The sequence below is a fragment of the Sphingobium sp. genome (assembly GCF_041987595.1).
Classification (GTDB): Bacteria; Pseudomonadota; Alphaproteobacteria; order Sphingomonadales; family Sphingomonadaceae; genus Sphingobium.
On record NZ_JBHIWJ010000144.1, the window covers coordinates 1 to 1,835 of the forward strand.

Genomic DNA, 1,835 nt, shown 5'->3' on the forward strand with positions numbered 1-1,835 from the left:
CGAAACCGGTGACTTCCTGACGACCAATATCTGCTTTGGCGGCGCGGACGGGCGCGTGGCCTTCGTCACGCTGGGCAGTTCCGGCAAGGTCATATGCTTCGACTGGGACGTGCCCGGCCTGCCGTTGGCTTTCGGCTGACTCTCACCTCCGACAACGCCACCCTGCCGTCCGGCAGGTCATCCAGGGCCAGCATTGCTGTTCCATCGCGGCATGCCCGACAAAAGAGCGAATATGCCGGCTGATTGCTATGACTATATCATCGTGGGAGCGGGTTCTTCCGGCTGCGTGCTGGCCAATCGTCTGTCGGCCGACCCGACCGTCAGGGTTCTGCTGGTGGAGGCGGGACCGGACGACAGCAGCCCGTTGATCGCCATGCCCCGCGGCATCGGCAAGCTGCTGGCGCCGGGCAATCCCCATGTGTGGGATTACGCCGTTTCGCCCGGCGGGAACGCACCCCAGGAAATATGGCTGAAGGGCCGCGCGGTGGGTGGGTCCAGTTCGGTCAACGGCATGGTCTATGTCCGGGGCGCTCCGGCCGATTACGACGGCTGGGAAGCGGCAGGCTGCACCGGCTGGGGTTGGCAGAGGATGGGCCAACATTTCGTCACGCTGGAGGACCATGTGCTGGGCGCCAAGGCGTGGCGCGGCGCCGGCGGCCCGCTCAAGATCAGCGTCCACCCTTCCGGCGACCCGCTTTGCGAAGCCTTCCTGACCGCCGCCGAGCAGGCCGGGACGCAACGGGTGGATGACATGAACGATATGCCGGCCGTGACCGAGGGCGGCATGGCCTATCAGCCGACATCCACCTTTCGCGGCAAGCGCTTCTCCGCTTCCCGCGCTTTTCTGAAGCCCGTGCGTGGGCGGCCGAATCTGGACGTCGCGCCGCGTACCGACGTCCTGCGCATCCTGTTCGACGGGCAGCGGGCGAGCGGCATCCTGCTGCGCAACAAGGATGGCGTGCATGAGGTCGCGGCACGGCAGGAGATCATCCTCTCCGCAGGCGCGGTGCAGAGCCCCAAGCTGCTGCAATTGTCGGGCATCGGTCCCCGCGCCCTGCTCGAATCGCTCGGCATCCCGGTCGTCGTCGATGCGCCCGGCGTCGGCGCCAACCTTCGCGAACATCGCTATCTGGGCTTCAACTACAGGGTTCGGGGGAACAGCCTGAACCAGAAACTGTCCGGCCTGGGCCTCATCATGTCGGCTTTGCGCTATGCTTTCGGATCGAAAGGTCCGCTGACCCATGCGGCGCATGAAGTGGGCGGCTTCGTCAAGACCGATGCCACGCTCGACCGGCCCGACGCGCAGATCGGCATGGGCCTCTATTCCTTTCACACGGACGACAAGGGGGCGGTGGCTCTCGACCCCTATCCCGGCATGACCGTCATCGCCTATTATATGCGGCCCGACAGCCAGGGCCATGTCAGGATAAGCTCGGCCGATCCGGATGTCCCGCCGGTCATCGACGCCAATCATCTGGCCACCGATGCCGACCGGCGCCATTTCGTCGCCCTGTTTCGCTGGCTCCGCCGCCTTGCGCAACAGCCCGCGCTCAAGGACTGGATCGTCGAGGAAACAGGCAAGACCGTCGGCATAGAGGCGGACGAGGACATTCTGGCCAACGCCATGGCCCTGGGCGGCACATCCTTCCACATTTGCGGGACGTGCCGCATGGGCGCGGATGAAGCCTCCGTCGTCGACCCGCAACTTCGCGTGCGCGGCGTCACCGGCCTGCGCGTGGTCGATACCTCCATCATGCCGACCATCGTGTCGGGCAACACCAATGCGCCGGCCATGGCCATCGCGCTCAACTCCGCGGACATGATCCTGCGGCCCA

At 65.8% G+C, this 1,835-nt stretch carries 1 protein-coding gene; it reads left to right on the forward strand.

Going from position 1 to position 1,835, the window contains the following annotated elements; all coding sequences use genetic code 11:
* Positions 1-232: 232 nt before the first annotated feature.
* Positions 233-1,835: GMC family oxidoreductase (locus tag ACFC3J_RS21210; RefSeq protein ID WP_375197968.1), on the forward strand; the 1,603-nt coding region annotated here is incomplete at its 3' end.